Origin of the sequence: Burkholderia ubonensis subsp. mesacidophila (assembly GCF_002097715.1) — a bacterium.
Taxonomy (GTDB): domain Bacteria; phylum Pseudomonadota; class Gammaproteobacteria; order Burkholderiales; family Burkholderiaceae; genus Burkholderia; species Burkholderia mesacidophila.
In genome coordinates this window covers 283,169-304,712 of record NZ_CP020738.1, presented here as the reverse complement: position 1 = coordinate 304,712, position 21,544 = coordinate 283,169, and the positions used below count along the sequence as shown (strand labels likewise).

The 21,544-nt window shown below is 63.1% G+C and carries 14 protein-coding genes and 2 rRNA genes; 9 read left to right on the top strand and 7 right to left on the bottom strand.

Features of this window, described 5'->3' with window-relative positions; translation table 11 throughout:
• Positions 1-12: 12 nt before the first annotated feature.
• The 5 genes from B7P44_RS18920 to B7P44_RS18900 form a co-directional block, all read right to left on the bottom strand.
• The gene (locus B7P44_RS18920) at positions 13-1,497 is read right to left on the bottom strand and encodes an MdtP family multidrug efflux transporter outer membrane subunit (RefSeq protein ID WP_084907204.1); all 1,485 of its coding nucleotides are present in this window, start codon (positions 1,495-1,497) and stop codon (positions 13-15) included.
• Entirely contained in the window at positions 1,494-3,599 is a 2,106-nt protein-coding gene (locus B7P44_RS18915) for an FUSC family protein (protein WP_084907202.1), read from the bottom strand. Before B7P44_RS18915 ends, B7P44_RS18920 begins: the two co-directional genes overlap by 4 nt.
• Positions 3,600-3,606: 7 nt before the next feature.
• Positions 3,607-4,662 carry a multidrug transporter subunit MdtN gene (gene mdtN / locus B7P44_RS18910; RefSeq protein WP_084907200.1) on the bottom strand — a complete coding sequence of 352 codons (1,056 nt, stop codon included), beginning with the start codon at positions 4,660-4,662 and terminating at the stop codon, positions 3,607-3,609.
• A 15-nt stretch (positions 4,663-4,677) separates the two neighbouring features.
• Positions 4,678-4,947, bottom strand: coding sequence for a YtcA family lipoprotein (locus B7P44_RS18905; protein WP_084909896.1), 270 nt, complete (start codon positions 4,945-4,947; stop codon positions 4,678-4,680).
• Positions 4,948-5,260: 313 nt separating this feature from the next.
• Positions 5,261-6,343: a porin gene (locus tag B7P44_RS18900; RefSeq protein ID WP_084907198.1), complete on the bottom strand. Its 1,083-nt coding sequence runs from the start codon at positions 6,341-6,343 to the stop codon at positions 5,261-5,263.
• 433 nt (positions 6,344-6,776) lie between these two features.
• On the opposite strand from B7P44_RS18900, the gene B7P44_RS18895 reads away from it, so the two are divergent.
• The 9 genes from B7P44_RS18895 to B7P44_RS18855 all read left to right on the top strand — a co-directional run bounded on the left by B7P44_RS18895 (position 6,777) and on the right by B7P44_RS18855 (position 18,074).
• Positions 6,777-7,982, top strand: coding sequence for an IS110-like element ISBma3 family transposase (locus B7P44_RS18895; protein ID WP_133118027.1), 1,206 nt, complete (start codon positions 6,777-6,779; stop codon positions 7,980-7,982).
• A gap of 94 nt (positions 7,983-8,076) precedes the next feature.
• Positions 8,077-10,887, top strand: coding sequence for a winged helix-turn-helix domain-containing protein (locus B7P44_RS18890; protein WP_084907196.1), 2,811 nt, complete (start codon positions 8,077-8,079; stop codon positions 10,885-10,887).
• 27 nt (positions 10,888-10,914) lie between these two features.
• Positions 10,915-12,156, top strand: a complete 1,242-nt coding sequence (locus B7P44_RS18885) for a PucR family transcriptional regulator (RefSeq protein WP_084907194.1) — start codon at positions 10,915-10,917, stop codon at positions 12,154-12,156.
• 282 nt (positions 12,157-12,438) lie between these two features.
• Positions 12,439-12,801: a DUF3331 domain-containing protein gene (locus B7P44_RS18880; protein ID WP_231716778.1), complete on the top strand. Its 363-nt coding sequence runs from the start codon at positions 12,439-12,441 to the stop codon at positions 12,799-12,801.
• Between the two features lie 111 nt (positions 12,802-12,912).
• A complete protein-coding gene (locus B7P44_RS18875; RefSeq protein ID WP_084907192.1) occupies positions 12,913-13,716 on the top strand; it encodes an enoyl-CoA hydratase/isomerase family protein in 804 nt (267 codons plus the stop codon).
• Between the two features lie 90 nt (positions 13,717-13,806).
• Positions 13,807-15,039, top strand: coding sequence for a CaiB/BaiF CoA transferase family protein (locus tag B7P44_RS18870; RefSeq protein WP_084907190.1), 1,233 nt, complete (start codon positions 13,807-13,809; stop codon positions 15,037-15,039).
• Between the two features lie 86 nt (positions 15,040-15,125).
• Complete coding sequence (locus B7P44_RS18865) at positions 15,126-15,881, top strand: acetoacetate decarboxylase (protein ID WP_084907188.1); 756 nt, start codon at positions 15,126-15,128, stop codon at positions 15,879-15,881.
• A 23-nt stretch (positions 15,882-15,904) separates the two neighbouring features.
• The gene (locus B7P44_RS18860; protein ID WP_084907186.1) at positions 15,905-17,110 is read left to right on the top strand and encodes an acyl-CoA dehydrogenase family protein; all 1,206 of its coding nucleotides are present in this window, start codon (positions 15,905-15,907) and stop codon (positions 17,108-17,110) included.
• A gap of 28 nt (positions 17,111-17,138) precedes the next feature.
• Positions 17,139-18,074: a 3-hydroxyacyl-CoA dehydrogenase NAD-binding domain-containing protein gene (locus tag B7P44_RS18855; RefSeq protein ID WP_084909894.1), complete on the top strand. Its 936-nt coding sequence runs from the start codon at positions 17,139-17,141 to the stop codon at positions 18,072-18,074.
• Between the two features lie 86 nt (positions 18,075-18,160).
• Here the strand turns inward: B7P44_RS18855 and rrf are convergent.
• Together rrf and B7P44_RS18845 are read right to left on the bottom strand one after the other, a co-directional pair.
• Positions 18,161-18,273: ribosomal RNA gene (gene rrf / locus B7P44_RS18850) — 5S ribosomal RNA — on the bottom strand.
• A 116-nt stretch (positions 18,274-18,389) separates the two neighbouring features.
• Positions 18,390-21,271: ribosomal RNA gene (locus B7P44_RS18845) — 23S ribosomal RNA — on the bottom strand.
• Positions 21,272-21,544 lie beyond the last annotated feature (273 nt).

The following is a 21,544-nucleotide window of genomic DNA, read 5'->3' as shown; positions in this document are numbered from 1 at the left end:
ACATGTTCCGCGCTACCGGGGATTCAGCGTGACCGGCGCTTCCGCCCGATAACCGCCGCCCAGCGCCTTCGCCAGCGCGATGTCCTGACTGATCCGTCGCCCGTCGATATCCAGCAGCACGATGCGTTCGACGAGCACCGCCTGTTTCGCCTCCACGGCGGAAAGCCGGCTCGCCAGTCCGGTTCGGTAGTGAGCATCGGCGCTGTCCTGCGCAAACTTCACCGCCTGGATCTTCTCCGTCTGCAGCTTTGCTTCGGCGTCGAGATCCTGTAGCTGGCTGCCGGTCATTGCGACGTCGCGCACCGCGTTCAATACCGCCTGGTCGTACTGCAGAATCAACAGGTCGCTCGCGGTACGCGCGCCGCCGAGATTCGCGTTGAGCCGGCCGCCGTCGAAAATCGGCAAGGTCAGGCCCGGAACCAGATTGATCTGCTGGCTCGCATGCGTGAACAGGTCGGCCAGATGCAGCGCGTTGACGCCGAAGAACGCCTTGATGTCGAAGCTCGGATAGAACGCGGCCTTGGCCGCGTCGATCTGGTCGAACGACGCTTCGACATACCAGCGCATCGCCTGCAGATCCGGCCGTCGGGCCAGGAATTCGTACGAGAGCGCGGTCGGCAACGAAGACGGCGGCGACGGCAGCGGCACGGGTCGGATGTCGCCCAGTTCGTCGGAGCGCGCGCCGATCAGCGCACGCAACGATTCACGCAACTGCGTGATGCGCCCTCGCGCGGCCACGATCTGCCGCTCCGTCGCCAGTTGTTGGGCGCGCGCCGTTTCGGTCTGCGTCCGCGGCTCCAGACCACGCTCCGCGCGCGTGGCATGCGCATCGACCGAGATGGTCGCGATAGCGTGCAGCTGCTCCAGCATGTCGATCAGTCGATAGGTAGTCTGGATACCGTAATAAAGCTGCGCAACGTCCGATGCAATCTCCAGCTCGACGGCCGAGATCTCGACCGCACGCGCATTCCGCACGCCCAGCGCCGCGGCCACCTGCGCGCGCTCCTTGCCCCAGATATCGACATCGAGACTCGCGCCGAGGCCGACGACGCCCTCCGTATACCAGGGCCCCGTCGCCCCCAGCAGCGGCTGATTGCCGGAATACGCCCCCAGGAAGCCGTTGCCCGACACGCGCTCACGGTCCACCGAGCCGAGCGCGGACACCTGCAGGTTCGTGCCGGCATTCACGAGATCGACATGGGCCTTGGCCTGGGCGACGCGCGTGCGCGCGATCGCCATCGTCGGCGAATCGCCGAGCGCGCGCTCGACCAGCGCGTCGAGCTGCGGATCGGCGTAGCGGGTCCACCAGCGTGCCGATGGCCAGCCGTCGTTCGCGAGATGGATGTCGTCGGCCAGGCGGATGCGCTCGGGATCGAATGCCGGCGCCGGCTTGGTATCGTGGCGAATCCACGCACAGGCGGACAGGCCGCACAGCAGGACCGCCACGGCGACACGGCGCAGCGATGAAGAGGAAAATCGGTTCAACGAAACGGTCATGCTTGCGAAGCTCGCGAGGAAAATGCGGGGCTGACGGAATCCTCGGCCCAGGCGGGCAGGATCGCTATCTGGTTTGCCAGGTTCCCGGCCCGGGTCAACAATCGCTCGCAGGCGGCTCGCAGGAGATCGGTCGGTTGCGCCGACAGGTCGGTCGCGCAGCATGCCGACAACGCATCCAATGCAGCGCGAGGCGGCGCATCGACCGTCAGCGGGTGTTCGGCCAGCCCGCGTGCGTAGCCGTCCAGCGACGCAGCCAGCGCCTGTTGAAACGCGATCGCGGCGGCCTCGGTCCGATCGGGCACGCGCAGTGACCGCCGTTCCGCGCCGAACGCGTCGGTGGCCAACAGGATTTCCCTGGCGTGGGCCAGCAAGGTCTGCATGCGCATGGTCCAGCCTTCGTGCTGCCCTTCGGCCATCTGCCAACCCGGCTCCAGTGCGACGCGCGCGGCCATCGCCTCGCAATCGGCCAGCTCGCTCCAAAGACCGGCAGGCACCGGGCCTGTCGCACCCGGACGCAGGTGTGCGCCGATCCGGCGCAGCAGCCCCGCCACGCGCTGGCGCAGGGCCTCGCCCTCGGCCTCGGGCCACAGGAACGCGTGGACGACCGCCGACACCGCGACGCCGAGCAGGATGCCGACCATCCGGTCGCGAATCTCGGTCAGGTTGGTGGTCGGACCGAATTGCTCCAGCAACGCCAGCGCAAACGTAAACATGATCTGGATGCCGGCGTAGCTGATGCGCTCGGACCCTGCGGCCACCCACGCGCCGAGTGCAATGACGGGCAACGCCATCAGCAGCAGGCCGACGATCCCGTCGAGATGCGGCACGACCCACACGACCATCGCGAGCGCCAGCACGCTGCCGACTGCCGCGCCGCCGATCCGCAGCGCGGCGCGCTGCGCGGTGGCGCCCAGGCTTGGTTGAGCGACGATCAGGCAGCTCAGCATCATCGTATGGATGCCTTGCCAATCGGTTGCGATATAGAAGACATAGCTGAACAGGGCCGCCATCAGCGTCTTCAGCGCGAACTGCGCATAGACCGGATTGCCGAACGCATCGGGCACCAGCAGGCGGCCCTTTTCCGCCGGCGATTCGGCATCCGGCGGTGCGGCGGATCGATCCGCGAATGCCAGCAGCGCGTCGCGCATCTCCGCCAGCGCGCCGGGCAATCCGCCGGCCGTCAGTTCGGCCAGTGCCCGGGGCGCGACGTATGGTGTGCTGGTCCTGATCGCGTCGCCGAGGCTGCGGCATGCGTCGCGCAGCGCGGGAATCACGTCGGCGGCCAATCCGGTTACGGCGGCCACGGCGGCCGGCAGGTGGCCGGTGGCCGCGTACAGACGCGAGACCGTCGCCACGCGCGCCAGGTGCAGCGCCTGGTTCTTGCGATAGGCCGCATCTCGCATCGTTGCGAAGCGAAGCAGCTTCTGGAGCGTCAACGCGGCCACCTGGACTGCGCGCGCGCCCGGCACACCGGCGGCCGGCGTGCCGTGCTCGAGCCCCGCCAAAGACGCGTCGATCGCGTCCAGTTGCCCGCACATCGCGGCTTCGAGCTGGCGCACGGGTTCGGCGGGCAGGAACAGCGTATTGATCACGAGCGTCAGCGCGATCGCATAGTTGACCGCGACCCACACCCACAACACCGCGCGCACCAGCAGTTCGGCCTGGTCGGTCTGGTCGACGAAGGTCTGCACGTAGATGACGATCAGGCCGACGATGAAGAACACGACGCCGATCTTGGCCACCCGCATCAGGTAGACGCTGATAAAGAACAGCGCACTGGCCAGCAGGATCCGCAGCAGCGGATAGTCGTAGGTCAGCTTCAGCACCAGGATCGCGCTGGCCACCGCCGCGGTCGAGCCGATGATGAACAGCGTGCCGATCAGGCGCGTCACGACGACGTTGGCCTGCGTCACGTAGAACACGACGATCAGCGACAGGGCCAGCAGCGGCACCTGCAGCGCCATCGACGTGACGATCACGAGCGCGCTGGTCAGCACGCAGCGCAGCGTCACGTTCATGCGCCCCGGATACGGACGGATTTCGCCGCCCACGAAGCGGGCGAGCCGTTGCAGACGGTCCGGCAGGGAATGTTCCGCGTCCATGTCTTGCTCAGCGGGATGCATCGTGCGCGTGGCCGTCGCGGCGCAGCGTGGCGACCGCCGACGTGCCGACCCGGAACAGCGCCGGGTCCGGGTTCTGCACCGCGATCTTGACCGGGAAGCGCTGCGACACGTGCACCCAGTTGATGCTGCGCTGCACCCGCGGCAACCCTTCCAGCACCACGCCGCCGTCGTCGGGGAGCACGCCGTAGCTGATCGAATCGACCGTGCCCTCGAACCGCTTGCCGGTGTCGCTCATCAGGTAGACGGTGGCCGGAATCCCCGCGCGCACGCCCTTCAGATCGGTTTCGCGGAAATTCGCGACCACATACCAGTGACGGGTATCGATCAACGTGAACACCGGCTTGAGCGCGGATGCGAACTGCCCCACCGTCGTGCGCAACGCCGCGACGCGCCCGTCGAACGGCGCACGCACCTCGGTAAACTCGAGATTCAATTCAGCGATCGCGATCTGCGCGCTGACTTCGGCACGCTGCGCAACCAGCGCATCCACGCCGCTCACCGCCGCCGACGCCTGCTGGGCCTGCAGCATCGCGGCATTCAATTCCGCTTGGGCCGCGCGTTGCGCGGTGCGGGCCCGGTCCACGTCTTCCGCCGACGTATAGCCGTGCGAGAGCAGCGGCTCGAGACGACGCAGCGTATCGGTCGCCTGATTCGCCTGCGCGCGCGAGCGCTCGACCGCCGCCTTCACGGATTGCGCGTTGTACTGCTGCGCATTGACCGAGCGCTGCGTGAGGGCGATCTGCTTGTCGAGCGTATCGAGCCGTGCCCGCGCCTGGTTCAGCGCATCCTGGTAAGGCCGCGGATCGATCCGGAACAGCAGGTCGCCCCGCTTGACCGGCTGGTTGTCGCGCACCGGCATCTCGACGATGCGCCCGTTGACTTCCGGCACCACGTTGATCGTGTCGGCATAGACGTACGCATCGTCGGTACTCGGCGTGCGATCGATGCGCCACAGGACGACGCCGAGCACCACCAGTGCGGCAACGACGATGAGCAACGCGGGAAGTGACTTTTTGCGCGAGGCGCTGGAGGCGTCGGACATATGCGGTACGCGTGATCAGTGGGGGAAGAAGAACAGCCAGAACGCCATCGCGAGCAGCGCGCAAAGCGCCGGGTAGCTGATCGCGAGCGGCGCGAGCCACGCGCGCTTGCCGCGCTTGCCCAGCACGACATGAACGATGACGGTGCCCAGCACGCCGAAGACGATGCAGAACAACCAGTCCGGAAACGCGGCGCCGAACACGGCGAGCGACGGCGCGGGCGCACAGCCGCCCAGCGACAGGCTTGCCGCGAGCGAGACGGCTTTCAGGGTGGTGGATGAACGCATCAGCAAGGTACGCACGGCAGCGGGCAATGGAGGCATGATCGAATGCCGCAAGGTTGACTCGATGATTGAATGGGCACGACGGAACCAGGCCCGGGCGGACCGCCGCGTGCCTGTCGCGAAAGCCGGACGCCGATGCGGCCCCGGCTGGAAGAACGGAGGACTGTTAACAGATCCCGCGCGACTCGACTTTTGATGGTAAGCGCGCCGCGAGGGCAAGAGAATTGGAATAACTAACAACGCAATTGTGGGTACTCACAATGCAGTTGGTCGGAGCGCGCCGAGCGCCGCTGCGACGCGCGGCGCGCTCCCGGGCCTAGAACGTATGGCGGATGCCGAGCACGGCGCCCACGGTCGTGCCCGCACCCTCGTACAATGCGCCGTTGATCGACAGCCCGGTGTCCATCCGGCCGTGGTTGTGGACGAGTGCGGCCTGTCCGTAAATCGTCGTGGCCTTCGACAGGAAATACCGCAAGCCGATCGCGGTCAGGAGCGAGTGATTGCCCGTATCGTTGCCGTCGCTCGTGTACCAGGCGCCGGCGTCGAGGTCGATCGCAGGCGTCATCTGGTAGCTTGCTCCGCCTCCGACCACCCGGTTGTCGAACGATCCGCTCACCTTGAAGAGCGCGTAGGACGCCTTGACGGTCACCTTGCCGAAATCGTACGCGGCGCCGATCGAACGGCCGGTAAACGGCACGGTGCTCGGAATCGGCGTCGCGGCCGTGCCGCCTGCGTTGCCGCTGTAGAGCGCCGCCGTGACGAGCAGGCCGCCCAGTTGATATTTCAGGCTGCCCGAATACTGTCGGCCCGACTGGAAATCGCCGGCCTTGCCGCCGAGGCCGAGCATCGCGCTGCCCTGGAAACCCGCGATCACCGGGCTCGTATAGGACACGGCATTCTGATTGAACAGCCCCGTGACCAGCACGTTGTCGACATAGATGACCGCGCCGCTGCCGAAATACGCGATGTCGCGCGGGTCGGTCGCGATCTGGGAGAGCACGAACGGCGAGTATTGAAGGCCGGCCTTGAACGATCCGAAGCCGCCGCTCAACCCGATCCATGCCTGACGCCCGAACAGGTTGCCGTTCGAATTGCCGAACCCGCCGCTCGGGACATCGATGCCGCTCTCGAGGACGAAGGTCGCCTTCAGCCCGCCCCCGAGATCCTCGACCCCTCTCATGCCGAATCGCGATGCCGACGCGGCGCCGTCGACCATCGCGAACTTGTGGCCGTCATTCGCGCCGGTCTTCGTGTTCAACGACTTGTTCGTGTACAGCAGTGCCGCATCGACCACGCCATACAACGTGACGCTGCTCTGAGCGTGAACCAGTCCGGGCGCCGTACCCAGCGACGCCGCGACAGAAAGACCAAGTGCTCGCAGACACGTTGACGATTTCATCCATCTCCTCCAGTCAAGATCATTGTTTTTGATTCACGCCCCCATCCGCGCCGGGTCATCGCAGGAGACGCCCCGGCCCGGATCGTCCCCCACAATTTCGGGAACATTCGCATGCGAGGCCAGATTACGAGCCGGCGCACCGGCGTGCGCGCGACCGAAGGGGAGGGTCGGCCCGGGCCGCCGGGGGGGTGGAAGACGGGCACCCCGTTACTATCTTCACGCCCCGATAATCGGGGTTTTGGCCAGCCAGGCCCGGCATGATTCCCGCCCCCAGTCGCAGTCATGATCCGGGGGGTGTTGTCACCGGGCCTGGTGGGTGGCTGGTGATCGCTGATAGGGGTTTGGCCGGGATATCCCGACGCCGTCCGTAACGTGGATGCCGAGACTTGCCACCGTTGTTGCAGGCCAATCCGTTCACTCTGCATAAACCGCGATGCAAGAAACCCAACAACATGACGTCGTCGATGTCTTCATTGGCGTCGACGTCGGTAAAGGCCAGCATCACGCCGTCGCGCTCGATCGGAACGGCAAGCGTCTGTACAACAAGGCGCTACCCAACGACGAGGTCAAGCTGCGAGCCCTCATCACCGAGCTCAAGACTCACGGTCGACTGCTGTTCGTCGTCGATCAGCCTTCTACCATCGGTGCGCTTCCTGTAGCCGTCGCCCGCGCCGAAGGCGTGCTCGTCGCCTATCTGCCCGGACTGGCCATGCGCCGCATCGCTGATCTGCACGCCGGCGAAGCCAAGACCGATGCCCGCGACGCCGCGATCATTGCCGAAGCCGCTCGCTCGATGCCGCATACGCTGCGCTCGCTTCGATTGGCCGACGAGCAGCTCGCCGAGCTCACCATGCTGTGTGGCTTCGACGATGATCTCGCCGCCCAGGTCACTCAAACCAGCAACCGCATTCGCGGCTTGCTCACCCAGATCCATCCCGCTCTCGAACGTGTTCTCGGACCACGCCTCGACCATCCAGCGGTGCTCGATCTGCTTGAGCGCTACCCGTCGCCCGCCGCGCTTGCCGCCACCAGCGAGAAAACGCTCGCCAATCGCCTCACCAAGCTCGCGCCGCGCATGGGCAAAGGCTTGGCGGCTGAGATCGTCCAGGCACTGAGCGAACAGGCCGTGACCGTACCCGGCACGCAAGCCGCCACCATCGTCATGCCCCGTTTAGCCCAGCAGCTTGCGGCCTTGCGTAAGCAACGCGACGAGATCGCTGCCGAAGTTGAGCGACTGGTGCTTGCTCACCCTCTTTGGCCGGTCCTGACTAGCATGCCGGGAGTCGGCGTCAGGACCGCCGCCAGACTCCTGACCGAAGTCGCTCACAAAGCCTTTGCTTCGGCTGCCCACCTGGCGGCCTACGCTGGCCTTGCCCCGGTCACCCGACGCTCTGGCTCATCCATCCGCGGTGAGCATCCGTCCAGGCGCGGCAACAAGGTGCTCAAGCGCGCCTTGTTCCTATCCGCCTTCGCAGCCTTGCGAGACCCCGTCTCGCGGGCTTACTACGCCCGCAAGATCCAGCAGGGCAAGCGCCACAACCAAGCGCTCATCGCGCTGGCACGGCGACGCTGTGACGTCCTGTTCGCCATGCTGCGCGACGGCACCATTTACCAACCCAAGTCAGCCCCTAACGCTTGACGAAGGACATAGGGGCACCCCCCCGTGGGAAAACCCTCATCGCCCGGACCGGGGCGCGGATTATGATGAGGCGGCATCTTCCAGGTATATCGCAATGAATCGACCGACCGATCCCGATGAACAACGCTGGGATCTCTCACTCATACAAACGAAAATGGCGCCGCCGCGCCCGCCACGGTGCCGCGTGACGCGGCGGCCGCTGCTGAAGAAGCTGGCGGCGGCGGCCCAGCACACGGTCACCCTGATCATCGCGCCGGCGGGGTTCGGGAAAACTACGATGTTGTCCGAATGGTGCGAAGTGCTACGCACCCGGCACCAGCTCGTCGCATGGCTCAGCCTGGACAGCGACGACGACGATCCCGATCAATTCGGCGCTTATCTGGTCGCCGCACTGAGCCGCGGCACAGGCGGGGTCGGGCAGCACGCCGAACGGCTGCTGTGCAAGGATCCGCTGACCCCGGGCAGAACCGTCGTCTCGGTCCTGCTCAACGAGATCGCCACCTGCGGCAAGAAGGTCTTTCTGGTCCTCGACGATTTCGACCGCCTCGCGTCCGCCCCGGTGCGCGCGGCGGTGTCCCGCCTGTTGCGCTACGCGCCCGACAACTTCCATGTGCTGCTCGGCGCGCGCAGCGAGCCCAGGCTGGCGCTCGCCGCATTCCAGGCACAGGGCCAGCTCCTGCGGATCGACGAGTCGGATCTGCGCTTTTCCGCCGATGACGCGCAGGCGTTCTTCGCGCGCGCGGGGACCGCCACGCTCGACCGCCCCGCCGTCGAACTGCTCCACGATGCAACCGAAGGATGGATAGCAGGCCTGCAACTGGCATCGCTGTCGCTGCAGGATGCAACGGACGCCGCCAAGGTCGCCCGCGATCTTGCCGGCAACCGGTTCGGCATCGACGCCTATCTCGACGACGCGGTGCTGGCGCGGCTTCCGCCGGCCGTCCATCAATTCCTGCTTCGCACGTCGATTCTCGATCGGATGAGCCCCGGACTGTGCGACGCCGTCATGGGCGCCGGGGCGCGCAGTTGGGAAAAGCTCGACTGGCTGGAAAGCCACAACCTTTTTACGCGCGCGCTCGACGACGAGCGGCAATGGTTCCGGTATCACGCGCTGATGTCCGACGCACTCAGGCGACGCGCCGCGCGGCAACTGGCCGACGAGCTGCCGAAGCTGCACCGTCGCGCCAGCCAGTGGCTCGCAACCGAGCGCCAATGGCCGGAGGCCGTGCGACATGCGCTGGCTGCCGGCGACGCGCAGCAGGCCGCGACCTGGGTCGAGCACTGCGCGATGGCGCTGATCGATCGCAGCGACGTGAGCATGTTGTTGAGCCTGATCGGCAAGCTGCCCCGTCATCTGGTGGAATCGAGCGTGCGGCTGCGGCTGGTCAACGCATTGGCCCTCGCTTTCCTGATGCACACGCCGGAGGCCGGCAGCATGCTGCAGTCGGTGAAAGCCGAACTCGCACGCCCCGCCGTCGATGGCGCTCAGGCCTCAAGCCAAAACGACGCGATGCTGCAGATCGAGGCGATTGCGGTGGCCGCTGCGCTCTACGGCTTTCGCGACGACAGCTACCGGTCGCTCGACCTCGGTCGTGAAGCGGCCGCTTCGCCGCTGCCCGTCTCCGCATGGGTCCGGCGGATCGGCGAAGCCGCGCAGATCTTCGGCTTGACGTACGACGGCCGCTTCGACGAGGTCGAGCAGATCAGACGCGAGAATGCCATCGCGCCGGCCGGCGATCACGAGCCCCTCTACACGGGCGTCTACCGCGAATGCATGTTCGGACTGAATGTCCTGGTCAATGGGCGCTTGCCGGAGGCGGCCGTGCGGTTCGAGTCGGCCCTCGCCTTCGCGGAAGCGAACGTTTGCCGCCACTCCGCCGCGGCGGCGGTCCCGGCAGGCTACCTAGCCGCGGTCTGCTACGAGCGGAACGATCTGGCCCGCGCCCGGCAACTCATCAACGACCGATCGGCCATCACCGCGCAAGCGTGTCCACTCGGGTCGCTGTCGAGCTACTGCCGCACCGCGGCGCGGCTGCACGCGAGACATGGCGATATCGCATCGGCCCTGCTCAGCCTGGAACAAGGAACGGAAATTGCCGCCGCCCGGCACTGGCTGCGCCTGCGTGCGTCGTGCGACGCCGACATCGTGCGCTTGTGCCTGCAACGCGGCTGGCTCGATCGCGCCAAGGAAACCGCCGACGGGCTGGCGGCACTCATGCCCGAGCAGCCTCCGACGCGGATGGGCACTTTCCTCGAGACATGGGCGAGCTGGTGCGAGGTGCAGGCGCGGCTCGACATCGCAACGGGCCAGCCCGACCGGGCCGCCGAACGGCTTGACGACCTGAGGCACACGTTCGCCCGCGCCGGGATGAAATACCTCGAGGCACGGACATCGCTGTTGCGCGCACTGGCGCTCGAGCAGGCAAACGCGCACGAAGCGGCGTCCGCGGCACTGGAAGACGCGCTGCGTTACGCGCAGTCGAACGGCATGATCAGCAGTTTCGTCGACGAAGGCGAGCCGTCGCTGCGCCTGCTGACGAGATGGGCCAGCGACATGCCCGATTGCGCGGGCATCCAGCGGGCCTTCGTCGACCGGCTGCTCGCCGCGTTCGACCCGCAGCGCATGCCGGCAGGCGACGACGATCCGCGCGCCGCGCGGCATCTTCTCAGCACGCGTGAGATCGAGATCCTCAACCATATCGCCCATGGCCTGTCGAACAAGGAAATCGGACGGGCGTTGCGTGTCGCCCCCGAGACCATCAAATGGCATTTGAAGAACATCTTCGAGAAACTCAAGGTCGGGTCGCGGTTCGAGGCGGTCCAGAGCGGGCTGGGCGTGACGCCGGTCGAGCGCGGCGATGCAAAGGAATCCGATGCGATTTCGTGTCAACCTCGGTCGACGTAAAGTCAGTTAGCGCCAGGAGCAAATAACGTGACGGCCCAAGTTCCTGAAATATCCCCGGCCTTGCGCGAGTGGACCGAAAGCGTGGTCCTGAATCACGCGGGCGTCATCGATCGGGTGTGCAAGGCGGTCATGAGCGTGAAGCCGTATGCCGATCTCGATTCGCCCACCAGGCTGGATATCCGCCATTCGATCGCGTTATCTTCGCGGCTCTGGCTCGACACGCTGTTGTCAGGCAAGCTGCCGTCGGATGAGGCGCTCGAAAGCTTCCGGGAATACGGTCGCCGGCGGGTCTACCAGAGCGTTCCCCTCGACGCGCTGCTGCGTGCGTTTCGACTGGGATCCCGCGAGCTCTGGTGCTGCTATATCGAGCTCGACGAGCAATACGCCGGCCTGCGCGATGAGCTCCTGTTTCGGGTGTCGCCGCATTTGATGGAGTTTTTCGACACCCTGGCGCAAGTCATTTCCCAGACTTACCTGGAAGAACAATACAAACAGGCTCGCTGGCGAGAATCGCTGCGCTATCAGTTGCACAGCATCATCTTCAATTTTCCCGAAGACGCCGACGGTTTCTCCAAGACCACAGCCGCGCTGCGCCTCGACAGCGCCGTTCCGCGCATCGCGCTGGCGATCGATGTCGATTCGATCGACAGCAACTCCCCCACCTTCAAGACCGAAATCGACCGAATCGTCGCAGCAACGGCCCGATGCGTCAGACTGCCTGTCGACGCGCTCTTCGACATCTGGTTTGGCGGGCGATTGCTCGTGTGGCTCCCCATCCAGCTCGGCGACCTGATCGGCATGAGCGATCGCCAGGTGGGCAAGCAGATCACGTCCGTCGCGGATACCGTACCGGAAGTCAGCGCGATCGGCGTCGGGCTGCCGGGCGAAGGCGCGCCAGGCTGGGCCGTGTCCGCGGACGAGGCAAGCCGTGCGCTCGGTTTCGGCCGGGGCCGGGCCGACCAGGCGCGCGTGCGCCTCTATTCCGAGATCGCGCTCGAAGAAAGCGTGCGCGGCACCAAACGCGTGCTGGGCTATCTGGTCTCTCTGGTGGAACGGCTTGCCAGCGAACCCGATTTGCTCGAAACGCTCCGAACCTACTTCGATCAACTGCAGCGACGCAAGGCGACCGCCAGCGTGCTCGGCATCCATCCCAACACCCTCAACTACCGGCTGGAGCGAATCGAAAACATCCTCGGCGCGCGGCTCGACGACGCCGGCTGGATCTCGAAGCTCGACATGGCCATCAAGCTGCGCGGCCCGCACAAGTAAGCGCAGCCCGCCCCTTCTCGTCCGAACCAGGAGACAGCCGCAGGGCTTGCGCCACTGCGGCTGTTTCTTCGCGCCCGTTTCCGACACGGTAATTCGCGGTCGATCACCGACCCCGACCGTTTTGGAAAAATAGCTAATCGCGTTGTGTGTTGTGACATATGCGCTAGATCGGCGTCACCTTAAGATGGTTCGTAACCGGTACCGCTAAGTTGAACTTACGTCAATGTAAGGGGAGGTATCAAGTTGGGAATCAGTACGCCGAATTGTCCGATATGGACGCACATGGTGGACATGCTCGACGGCGACGGACAGCATGCAGGCCAACGCCGGCTGCCCGGGTCGACCGCCGGACGGAGCGCCCCCTCTAACGACTGTTCAGCAGTCCGTTCTGTCAGGGTTCTGGAACGGCTGAGCCACTCGACGATCAGTGTTTCATGGCAAGACCCGACCGCATGCCGATACGAGGATCAGATCTGGAAGGTCGCGATCGCGCGACGCCCCGGCATCTGTGCGCTGACGCACGCCGCCATCGAAGTGGGCGATCTTGTCTATCGACCGGTTCGCATCCGGCATTCGAACCCGGTCAATTTGAATTTTCTGATTCTCGCCGCGGTCGTGGAGGGCGTTCCGGTGCTCGATGCCTGAGACGGCAGCCCCCTCGGCATCTTGCCCGCCGCTACCGGCCGGCGTGCACCCGCGTTGCTCGAGCCGCCTGTCTTGAACGGGCACCAGTCACCTGTCTGAAAAGTCGATCCGATGCCACACGATTCCTCTGCCCCTACCTTCGACACCATCCTCTACGAAAAGCGCAATGCGATCGCCTATCTGACGCTGAACCGCCCCGAGGTGATGAATGCGCTGAGCCAGCAGGCGATCGCGGAGTTGCGTGCAGCGTTCGAAGATGCACGGGACGACCCGCACGTTCGCGGGGTCATCCTGACCGGCGCAGGCCATCGGGCCTTCATCGCCGGCGCGGACATCAATGAATTGGCCACCGCGACGCCGCTCGAAGCGGAACAGCGGACCCGTACCGGCCAGGCGCTGCTCGATCTCGTCGAGCGGCTCGGCAAACCGGTCATCGCCGCCGTGAACGGCCTGGCGCTCGGCGGTGGATGCGAGACGGCGCTGGCCTGCACGATCCGGCTGGCGAGTCCGGGCGCGAAGTTCGGACAACCTGAAATCAAGCTTGGCCTCATTCCCGGCTTCGGCGGCACGCAACGGCTCCCGCGCCTCGTCGGCAAAGGGGTCGCGTTGCAGCTCATCCTGACCGGCGAGATGGTTTCGGCCGACGACGCGTATCGGATCGGCCTCGTGAATGAAGTCGTCGCAGCCGATGCGCTGATCGGTCGAGCCGAAGCCATCCTGGCGCAAATTGCCGCGAACGGGCCGCTGGCCGTCGCCTATGCGATCGACGCCGTCAACCTCGGACTCAACGCGGCCTTGCCGGAAGGACTGGCGCTGGAAGGAAAGCTCTTTGCGCTATGCGCCGCGACCGACGACAAGAAGGAAGGCACCACCGCCTTTCTCGAGAAGCGCCCGCCGCAGTTCGTGGGGCGCTGACAGGCCGCGGCCTCTCCGCCCAAGCTTGCCGTTCGAAACCATTCCCGCCTGCGTCGCGTGAATACCCAACCTTGAATTCGGAACACTTCGATGATTGACGGACAACACGTATTTTCAGGTCTCAAGGTGCTCGATCTCGCGAGCTACATTGCCGGTCCGGCTGCCACGACGATTCTTGCCGACTTCGGCGCCGACGTCATCAAGATCGAGCCGCCGGGTACCGGCGACGTCTATCGCTTCTTCTCGAGCATTCCGCCGAATCCCGTCGCCGCCACGAACTACGCGTGGCAACTGACGAATCGCAATAAACGCAGCATCGCCCTCGATCTGAAGGCGAGCGACGCGCGGGAAGTCCTGACGCGCCTCGTCGAGTGGGCGGATGTCGTGGTCGTCAATTTTCCGCCGCGCGTGCGCGAGACCTTGGGGGTAACCTACGAGGCCCTCTCGCCGCTCAATCCGAGGTTGATCTACGCCGACATCACCGGATACGGCTCCGCGGGACCCGACGCCAACACGCCGGGTTTCGACGTCACGGCCTACTGGGCAAGGTCCGGTCTGATGGAGGTCACCCACGATGCCGGCAGTCCGCCGACGCTGCCCATTCCCGGAATCGGCGACCACGCCACGGCGACGACGCTGTATGCCGCGATCGTCACCGCGCTCTACGCACGCACGACGACCGGCAAAGGCAGCCACGTGACGACCTCCCTGATCGCAAACGGTATCTGGGCCGCAGCGGCCTGGGTCGAGGGCGGGCTCAACGGCGGCAAGTTTTTCCCTCAGCACGATCGGAAAAATCCGCCCAACGCGCTGCTCAATCCTTACCGGACGGCGGACGGGCGCTGGTTTCTGCTGGTCGCGGCCCAGCACAAGGAGTGGCCCGGCTTTGTTCGCGCCATCGACATGCCCGAGTTGCTGGAAGACCCGCGCTTTGCCGACGACGCGCAGCGCATCACGCATTCGGCCGCGCTGGTCGAGATTCTCGATCCGCTATTCGCCAGCCAGCCGCTGGCGTTCTGGAAACAGGCCTTCACGGCCGAAAGAGTGATTTTCGGCGTGGTGCAGATTGCCGAGGAAATCATTCACGATCCTCAGCTGGAAACCAACGGCATCGTCGTGCCGCTCGACGTGCCGGGCAGGCCCGCCACGCGCACGGTCAGCAATCCGGTTCAGATTGTCGGCCAGCAGAAGGTCAAGCCCGGCGCCGCGCCGCAACTCGGCGAACACGGAACCGACATCCTGAAAGAAATGGGCTTCGACGATGCGGAAATCACCCGCCTTCAGAACGCAGGAGTTGTCGCTCGCTTCGACAGCGGGACCTGAAGCCTAACGTGTCGAGCGGCTCGAACGAGCCGCTCCGGCCACCATCCAGCGGCCGGCCACGGCCTGCCGCACACCCGGAGCCATTCATGACTGAAGACGAAATCCGCACCCGCGCGTACGCCATGCCGATCTGCAGCCCGGCCTATCCCAAGCCGCCGTTCCGGTTCGTCGATCGCGAATTCATCATCGTGACCTATCGCACCGATCCGCAAGCGCTTGCCCGCGTCGTGCCCGCGCCGTTGCTTCCCTCCGAGCCGGTCGTCAAATACGAATTCATCAAGATGCCGGATTCGAGCGGACTCGGCTCCTATACGGAATCGGGTCAAGTGATTCCAGTGTCGTTCAACGGCGCAGCCGGCGGCTTCACCCACGCCATGTACCTCGACAGCGAAGCCGGCATCGCCTCCGGCCGCGAATTGCTTGGTTTTCCTAAAGTACTGGCGCAACCGAAGCTCGAAGTTCGAAACGATGCGCTGGTGGGCACGCTCGACTACAACGGCGTGCGCGTCGCGACCGCGACGATGGCCTACAAGTACGAGCCGCTCGATCTCGCCGCCGTCAGGAAAACGCTCGAGGCGCCAGGCTTCCTGCTGAAAATCCTGCCGCATGTCGACGGGTCGGCCCGGGTCTGCGAACTGGTCAAGTATCACGTGACCGACGTCGCGGTCAAAGGCGCGTGGACCGGACCGGCCTCCCTGGAGCTGCATCCTCATTGTTTCGCGCCAGTCGCCACACTGCCGGTGCTCGAGGTCCTGTCGGCCATCCATATCCTGACCGACCTGACCATCGGTCACGCGGAAGTCGTGCACGACTATCTGCGCGCCCCCGCGAACGCTTCCTGATCCATTCTCCTGCGGAAATCATCATGACTGCCAGCGCAAGACCACCCCGCCCGCTTCCTGCTCCGAACAGCGATTTCTATTCGATTCACGCATTCCTGAGCGATTCCGAACAAGCGCTGCTCAAGCGGGTGCGTGCGTTCATGGAGGAGCGGGTTGCTCCCGTCATCAACACATACTGGGCCGAGGACGCATTTCCGTTCGAGCTGATTCCCGGGATCCGCGAACTCGGCATCGCCGGAATCGGGTTTGAAGGTTATGGCTGCCCCGGCGGCAGCACGCTGCTCGATGGCTTCATCGCAATGGAACTGGCACGCGTCGACTCGTCCATCGCGACTTTCTACGGCGTCCATAGCGGGCTGGCGATGGGATCGATCTATCTCGGCGGTTCGGAGGAGCAGAAGCAGAAATGGCTGCCCCCGATGGCGCGCCTGGAAAAAATCGGTTGCTTCGGGTTGACCGAACCGCTGGTCGGGTCGGGCGCCGGCGGAGGCCTGCTGACCATCGCCAAGCGGGAAGGCGACACGTGGATCCTCAACGGCCAGAAGCGCTGGATCGGTAATTCGCCCTGGTGCGACTTGTCGATCATCTGGGCGCGCGATGTCGACGACAACCAGGTCAAGGGTTTTATCGTCGAGAACAAGACCACCCCGGGATTCTCGGTCGAAAAAATCGAGCACAAGATCGCGCTGCGAGTCGTGCAGAACGGCGTGATCACGCTCGACAACTGCCGGGTGCCCGAGGAGAACCGCCTCCAGGGCGACCTGTCCTTTCGCGATACCGCGCGAGTGCTGCGGCTGACCCGTCAATACGTCGCGTGGGAATCAGTCGGCTGCAGCATGGGCGCCTACGAACATGCGCTGCGCTATGCGCAGACGCGTGAGCAGTTCGGCAAGCCGATCGCGTCGTTCCAGATGGTTCAGGATCTCCTCGCCAGGATGCTCGGCAATATCACGGCATCGCAATGCATGGTCGTCCGGCTGGCCGAATTGCAGGACCAGGGCAAGTTGCTGGACGAACATGCGTCACTGGCCAAGGCGTTCTGCACGACACGCATGCGCGAGACCGTCGCCTGGGCGCGGGAGGTGTTCGGCGGCAATGGGATCGTGCTCGACTACAACGTCGCGCGCTTCTTTGCCGACGCCGAAGCGCTCTATTCCTACGAAGGTACGCGTGAAATGAATGCCCTGATCGTCGGCAAGGCGGTCAGCGGCTTCAGTGCCTTTGTCTGATCCCACTCCACCTGAAGGATTGTTCGTCATGGGAAAAGATATCAACCGAATCGCCATCATCGGCACCGGTGTCATCGGCGCAAGCTGGGCCGCCTTGTTTCTGGCCAGAGGCCTGGACGTCGTTGCGACGGACATCGCACCGGATGCCGGACCGAAGCTCGAAGCGTTCATCGACTCGGCATGGCCTGCGCTTGAACGGCTGGGACTCGCGCCGAGGGCCTCGCGTGCAAGGCTGCAGTTCACGGCCAATCTCGACGATGCGGTGGCCTGCAGCGATTTCGTCCAGGAGAACGGGCCTGAACGGCTCGATTTCAAGAAGGCACTCTACCAGCATCTCGACGCCATCCTGGCGCCTGAAACGATCATCGCTTCGAGCTCGTCAGGCCTGACCATGAGCGAGATCCAGTCGGCGTGCGAGCGCCATCCCGAGCGTTGCGTCATCGGGCATCCGTTCAATCCACCGCACCTGATACCGCTCGTGGAAATAGTCGGTGGCGCGCAAACCTCGGAAGAAACGATCGAACGCGCGACGGCCTTCTATCGCGGCTTGGGAAAACGGACCGTTCGCCTGCACAAGGAAGTCCCCGGGCACGTGGCCAATCGCCTGCAAGCGGCGCTCTACCGGGAGATCGTGCATCTGATTTCGGAAGGGGTCGTCAGCGTAGCCGATGCGGATACGGCGGTTTGCTGGGGGCCGGGCCTGCGCTGGGGCGGCATGGGGCCCAATCTGCTGTTTCATCTGGGCGGCGGCGAGGGCGGCATCGAACATTTCTTCGAGCAGTTCACCGGGCCGCTGACGGCGTGGTGGCATGTTCTCGGGACGCCCGAGCTGACCCCGGAAGTTCGCGCCACCATCATCCAGGGTGTACACGACGAACTGCAATCCCGGTCCGTGAACGAGCTTGCCGCACATCGCGACGAGCTGCTGCTCGGACTCCTTTCCCTTCGCCAAGGAGAGAGGTGATTTGTGCACGGGCCGATCCCGTGACATTTCTGGCGCTGGAAATGCAAAAACCCCCGCCGGATGGGCGGGGGTTTCTGACTAAGGGAGCCTGACGATTACCTACTTTCACACGGGAATCCGCACTATCATCGGCGTAGAGTCGTTTCACGGTCCTGTTCGGGATGGGAAGGGGTGGGACCGACTCGCTATGGTCATCAGGCAAAGAGGGTTGTCGCGCGGCTTCGCAGCGCGACCAATCTTGGAAGAAGCAGTAATCTTGGGTTGTGCGTATCGGCACATCGCGGTCATTCAACCGCTGTAAAACAGACTTGTTATAGGATCAAGCCTTACGGGCAATTAGTATCAGTTAGCTGAACGCATTACTGCGCTTACACACCTGACCTATCAACGTCCTGGTCTCGAACGACCCTTCAAGGGGATCTAGTCCCCAGGGATATCTCATCTTAAGGCGAGTTTCCCGCTTAGATGCTTTCAGCGGTTATCTCTTCCGAACATAGCTACCCGGCGATGCCACTGGCGTGACAACCGGTACACCAGAGGTTCGTCCACTCCGGTCCTCTCGTACTAGGAGCAGCCCCCTTCAAATATCCAACGCCCACGGCAGATAGGGACCAAACTGTCTCACGACGTTTTAAACCCAGCTCACGTACCTCTTTAAATGGCGAACAGCCATACCCTTGGGACCGGCTACAGCCCCAGGATGAGATGAGCCGACATCGAGGTGCCAAACACCGCCGTCGATATGAACTCTTGGGCGGTATCAGCCTGTTATCCCCAGAGTACCTTTTATCCGTTGAGCGATGGCCCTTCCATACAGAACCACCGGATCACTATGACCTGCTTTCGCACCTGCTCGACTTGTCGGTCTCGCAGTTAAGCACGCTTATGCCATTGCACTATCAGCACGATTTCCGACCGTACCTAGCGTACCTTCGTACTCCTCCGTTACGCTTTGGGAGGAGACCGCCCCAGTCAAACTGCCTACCATGCACTGTCCCCGACCCGGATCACGGGCCAAGGTTAGAACCTCAAACAAACCAGGGTGGTATTTCAAGGACGGCTCCACCGAAACTAGCGTTCCGGTTTCATAGCCTCCCACCTATCCTACACAGATCGGTTCAAAGTCCAATGCAAAGCTACAGTAAAGGTTCATGGGGTCTTTCCGTCTAGCCGCGGGTAGATTGCATCATCACAAACACTTCAACTTCGCTGAGTCTCGGGAGGAGACAGTGTGGCCATCGTTACGCCATTCGTGCAGGTCGGAACTTACCCGACAAGGAATTTCGCTACCTTAGGACCGTTATAGTTACGGCCGCCGTTTACCGGGACTTCAATCAAGAGCTTGCACCCCATCATTTAATCTTCCGGCACCGGGCAGGCGTCACACCCTATACGTCCACTTTCGTGTTTGCAGAGTGCTGTGTTTTTATTAAACAGTCGCAGCCACCAGTTTATTGCAACCCCTTCACCCTCCTGGCGCAGGCCAGTCAAGCTACAAGGGCGTACCTTATCCCGAAGTTACGGTACCAATTTGCCGAGTTCCTTCTCCCGAGTTCTCTCAAGCGCCTTAGAATACTCATCTCGCCCACCTGTGTCGGTTTGCGGTACGGTCATCGTTAGACTGAAGCTTAGAGGCTTTTCTTGGAACCACTTCCAATTGCTTCGCTCCCTAAGGAGCTCGCGCCACACCCTTGAATCCTGCGCCCGGATTTGCCTAAGCGCCTTCTCCAATGCAGCGACCGGGACTTCCAACACCCGGACAACCTTCCGCGATCCGTCCCCCCATCGCATCTAACAATGGTGCAGGAATATTGACCTGCTTCCCATCAGCTACGCATTTCTGCCTCGCCTTAGGGGCCGACTCACCCTACGCCGATGAACGTTGCGTAGGAAACCTTGGGCTTACGGCGAGGGGGCCTTTCACCCCCTTTATCGCTACTCATGTCAGCATTCGCACTTCCGATACCTCCAGCACCCTTTACAAGGCACCTTCGCAGGCTTACGGAACGCTCTCCTACCATGCGTGCTAAGCACGCATCCGCAGCTTCGGTATATAGCTTAGCCCCGTTACATCTTCCGCGCAGGACGACTCGATCAGTGAGCTATTACGCTTTCTTTAAAGGGTGGCTGCTTCTAAGCCAACCTCCTGACTGTTTTAGCCTTCCCACTTCGTTTCCCACTTAGCTATATTTGGGGACCTTAGCTGGCGGTCTGGGTTGTTTCCCTCTTGACACCGGACGTTAGCACCCGATGTCTGTCTCCCGTGATTGCACTCTTCGGTATTCGGAGTTTGCTATGGCGGGGTAATCTGCAATAGACCCCCCAACCATGACAGTGCTCTACCCCCGAAGGTGAGACACGAGGCACTACCTAAATAGTTTTCGGAGAGAACCAGCTATTTCCAAGTTTGTTTAGCCTTTCACCCCTATCCACAGCTCATCCCCTAACTTTTCAACGTTAGTGGGTTCGGACCTCCAGTACGTGTTACCGCACCTTCATCCTGGCCATGGATAGATCACTTGGTTTCGGGTCTACGCCCAGCAACTGAACGCCCTATTCGGACTCGCTTTCGCTACGCCTGCCCTATACGGTTAAGCTTGCTACTGAACGTAAGTCGCTGACCCATTATACAAAAGGTACGCCGTCACCCCTTACGAGGCTCCGACTGTTTGTATGCATGCGGTTTCAGGATCTATTTCACTCCCCTCCCGGGGTTCTTTTCGCCTTTCCCTCACGGTACTGGTTCACTATCGGTCGATCACGAGTATTTAGCCTTGGAGGATGGTCCCCCCATCTTCAGACAGGATTTCACGTGTCCCGCCCTACTTGTCGTACACTTAGTTCTTTCATACTGTTTTCGCCTACAGGGCTATCACCTGCTATGGCCGCACTTTCCAGAGCGTTCGGCTAACAATACAAATAAAGAGTACAAGGCTCATCCCATTTCGCTCGCCACTACTTTGGGAATCTCGGTTGATTTCTTTTCCTGCGGTTACTTAGATGTTTCAGTTCACCGCGTTCGCTTCACTAGACCTATGTATTCAGTCTAGGATGACCCAAAAGGGCCGGGTTTCCCCATTCGGACATCTACGGATCAAAGCTCGTTTGCCAGCTCCCCGTAGCTTTTCGCAGGCTACCGCGTCCTTCATCGCCTGTGATCGCCAAGGCATCCACCACATGCACTTGTTCGCTTGACCCTATAACGAGTCTGTCTTGCGACGACTGTTACAGGTTGAGTTCTCGCGTTGTGCCGTATTCCAATTGATGTCGGTCCAGCGTTAGCGCTTTAGCGCTTACGCTGGCCCCACTCCCGAAGGGAGTAGACCCGAATCATCTTGAGATACATCGATACAATCACAACCCGGATAGTTTCCACGTCCATCTCAAAGACGCTTCCGCTATCCAAATTACTTACTTCTTCCAGATTGTTAAAGAACGACAGCCGATATGGTGTTACTCATATCACTCTG

Coding starts and splice junctions, on each gene's coding strand:
- B7P44_RS18900 (WP_084907198.1), bottom strand. CDS start 6,343: ATGAAATCGTCAACGTGTCTGCGAGCACTTGGTCTTTCTGTCGCGGCG.
- B7P44_RS18865 (WP_084907188.1), top strand. CDS start 15,126: ATGACTGAAGACGAAATCCGCACCCGCGCGTACGCCATGCCGATCTGC.
- B7P44_RS18880 (WP_231716778.1), top strand. CDS start 12,439: ATGGTGGACATGCTCGACGGCGACGGACAGCATGCAGGCCAACGCCGG.
- B7P44_RS18875 (WP_084907192.1), top strand. CDS start 12,913: ATGCCACACGATTCCTCTGCCCCTACCTTCGACACCATCCTCTACGAA.
- mdtN (WP_084907200.1), bottom strand. CDS start 4,662: ATGTCCGACGCCTCCAGCGCCTCGCGCAAAAAGTCACTTCCCGCGTTG.
- B7P44_RS18895 (WP_133118027.1), top strand. CDS start 6,777: ATGCAAGAAACCCAACAACATGACGTCGTCGATGTCTTCATTGGCGTC.
- B7P44_RS18920 (WP_084907204.1), bottom strand. CDS start 1,497: ATGACCGTTTCGTTGAACCGATTTTCCTCTTCATCGCTGCGCCGTGTC.
- B7P44_RS18915 (WP_084907202.1), bottom strand. CDS start 3,599: ATGGACGCGGAACATTCCCTGCCGGACCGTCTGCAACGGCTCGCCCGC.
- B7P44_RS18855 (WP_084909894.1), top strand. CDS start 17,139: ATGGGAAAAGATATCAACCGAATCGCCATCATCGGCACCGGTGTCATC.
- B7P44_RS18860 (WP_084907186.1), top strand. CDS start 15,905: ATGACTGCCAGCGCAAGACCACCCCGCCCGCTTCCTGCTCCGAACAGC.
- B7P44_RS18870 (WP_084907190.1), top strand. CDS start 13,807: ATGATTGACGGACAACACGTATTTTCAGGTCTCAAGGTGCTCGATCTC.
- B7P44_RS18890 (WP_084907196.1), top strand. CDS start 8,077: ATGAATCGACCGACCGATCCCGATGAACAACGCTGGGATCTCTCACTC.
- B7P44_RS18905 (WP_084909896.1), bottom strand. CDS start 4,947: ATGCGTTCATCCACCACCCTGAAAGCCGTCTCGCTCGCGGCAAGCCTG.